The sequence below is a fragment of the Kineococcus vitellinus genome, from assembly GCF_009906315.1.
In the GTDB taxonomy this organism is placed as follows: domain Bacteria; phylum Actinomycetota; class Actinomycetes; order Actinomycetales; family Kineococcaceae; genus Kineococcus; species Kineococcus vitellinus.
The window spans coordinates 1-2,489 of sequence record NZ_JAAALL010000440.1 but is presented as its reverse complement, the minus strand read 5'-3'; the positions used below and the strand labels follow the sequence as shown (position 1 = coordinate 2,489).

The window sequence follows — 2,489 nt, the reverse complement described above, 5'->3', positions numbered from 1 at the left end:
GGTCGGCACCCGCCGAGGCTGCCGTGCCGCCGCCCGCGCCGCCACCGATTTCCGGGTGGGACGCGTTGCCGGGCGGCGCGGGCGGGCCGCGGTCAGCCGGCCGCGGCGGACCGGCCGGAGGCGGTGGGCTGGTCGAAGACCGTCACGCGGGGCGGGGTGCCCTCGAAGGCCTCCACCCGCACGGCCGCGTGCTGGCCGGTGCAGGCCTGCGCCAGCCGCGAGGAGCCGATGTCGCGGGTGAGGACGTTGACGTTGCCGTACCCGCAGCTGACGCCGGCGGCGGCCCCGGCCACCGGGTCGAACCAGGCGCCGGTGGACATCTGCACCACGCCGCGGCGCACCGCGTCGGAGACGAGGAGACCGCCCAGGCAGCTGCCCCGGCGGCTGCGCAGCACGACGACCTGCCCGTCGGCCAGGCCCAGGGCGGCGGCGTCGGCGGGGTGCAGGCGGACCGGCTCGCGACCGGCGACCTTGCCCGCCTGCGACGTCGCGCCGTGGTCGAGCTGGCTGTGCAGGCGGGTGGCTGGGTTGTTGGCGATCAGCCGCAGCGGGAACTCCTCGTCGGGCTCCTCGTCGGGCGCCAGCCACACCGGGTGCCCGGGGCAGTCGTCGTAGCCGAAGCCCGCGACGGTCTGCGAGTGCAGCTCGATGCGCCCGCTGGGCGTGCGCAGCGGGTAGGTGCCCGGGTCGGCGCGGAAGGAGGCGAACATCACCTTCTCGGCCGGCTCCGGCGGCAGCGCGAACTCCCCCGCCGCGATGAAGTCGGCGTAGCGCGGTGCGCTGATCCCGGCGCGGGCGGCCGGGCCGGTGCGCCACTGCTCGTACAGGTGCTCCACCCACTCCTCGGCGCTGCGGCCCTCGGTGAAGCGCTCGCCGACGCCGAGGCGGGCGGCGAGCGCGGACAGGACGGCGTAGTCGTCGCGGGCCTGCCCCAGCGGGGGGTGCACCCGCCCCATGGCGATGAGCCGGTCGTCGTAGCGGGCGGCGCCGACGTCGGTGCGCTCCAGCGTCGTCGTCGTGGCCAGGACGACGTCGGCGTGGCGCGCGGTCGAGGTCCAGAACGGCTCGTGCACCACCACCGTCTCGGCCGCCTGGAAGGCGCGCCGCAGCCGCAGCAGGTCCTGGTGGTGGTGGAAGGGGTTGCCGCCGGCCCAGTGCACCAGCCGCAGGTGCGGGTAGCGCTCGCGGCGGCCGTCGACCTCGTAGGGCTCGCCGGGGTGCAGCAGCGCGTCGGCGATGCGGGCGACGGGGATGCGCAGCCGCAGCGGGTCGGCGAACTGCGGCAGCGTGGGCAGCGGGTAGCTGCCCGAGCGCCGGCCGACGCCGCCGGTGGAGGCGTAGCCGTGGCCGAAGCCGCCGCCGGGCAGGCCGACCTGGCCCAGCATCGCGGCCAGGGCGACGGCCGCCCACAGCGGCTGCTCGCCGAAGCGGGTGCGCGCCACCGACCAGCTGACCGTGACCATCGTGCGGCCGCGGGCGGCGCGGCGGGCCAGCTCGCGGATGCGCCCGGCCTCGATGCCGGTCAGCGGCGCCGCCCACTCCGGCGTCTTCTCCACCCCGTCCCCGGCGCCGCGCAGCGAGGCCAGGAAGACGTCGGCGCCGGCGGTGCAGCGCTCCAGGAAGTCCCGGTCCAGCAGGTCCTCCACGAGCAGCACGTGGCACATCGCCAGCAGCAGCGCCGCGTCGGAGCCGGGCACGACGTCGAGCCAGTCGGCGTCCAGCTCGGCGGCGAGGTCGTCGCGCAGCGGGGAGACGAGGACGAACTGCGCGCCGCGGGCCCGGGCCGCGCGCAGCCGGCCGGCGACCTCGTGGCGGCTGATGCCGCCGCTGGCGACCTCGGAGTTCTTGGCCGGCAGCCCGCCGAGGGCGATGACGAGGTCGGTGTGCGCCTCGATGCTGGACCACGCCGTCGGCGACAGCAGCGGCTCCTGGTTGCCGACCACGTGCGGCATGAGGACCTCGCCGACGCCGTGGCTGTAGGTCCACGAGGAGCGGACCGCACCGCCCAGGCAGTGCGAGAAGCGGTGCACCTGGCTCTGGGCGTGGTGGAAGCGGCCGGCGCTGGCCCAGCCGTAGCTGCCGGCGAAGACGGCCTGCGGGCCGTGCTCGTCCAGCACCCGCCGGTACTCGCCGGCGACGCGGTCGAGCAGCTCGTCCCACTCCACGGGCAGGAACTCGTCGGACCCGCGCCGCGGGTCGGGGCCGGGGCCGTCCTCCCACCAGCCGCGGCGCACGTGCGGGCGCAGCACCCGGGCCGTCGGCGTCGCCGCCACGGCGACGTTGCCCAGCAGCGGCGAGGGCTCCGGGTCGTCGGGGTGGGCCGTGACCCGCACGCCCGCGGGGGTCTGCTCGGCGCGGAAGGCGCCCCAGTGCGAGGAGTGCGGGGTCCCGGTGCTCACCCCTCCAGGATCCCCGATGCCCGCGGGTGCCCGGGCGCCGCACGGCCCGGCGGTGGTGGTGCATCGCCGGGACGCTCGTCGGGACCGTGG

At 77.4% G+C, this 2,489-nt stretch carries 1 protein-coding gene; it reads right to left on the bottom strand.

The genetic code is table 11. The features are described 5' to 3' along the window. Window positions 1-92 precede the first annotated feature (92 nt). Window positions 93-2,399: a molybdopterin-dependent oxidoreductase gene (locus tag GTQ99_RS22130; protein WP_166617843.1), complete on the bottom strand. Its 2,307-nt coding sequence runs from the start codon at window positions 2,397-2,399 to the stop codon at window positions 93-95. Between the last annotated feature and the right edge of the window lie 90 nt (window positions 2,400-2,489).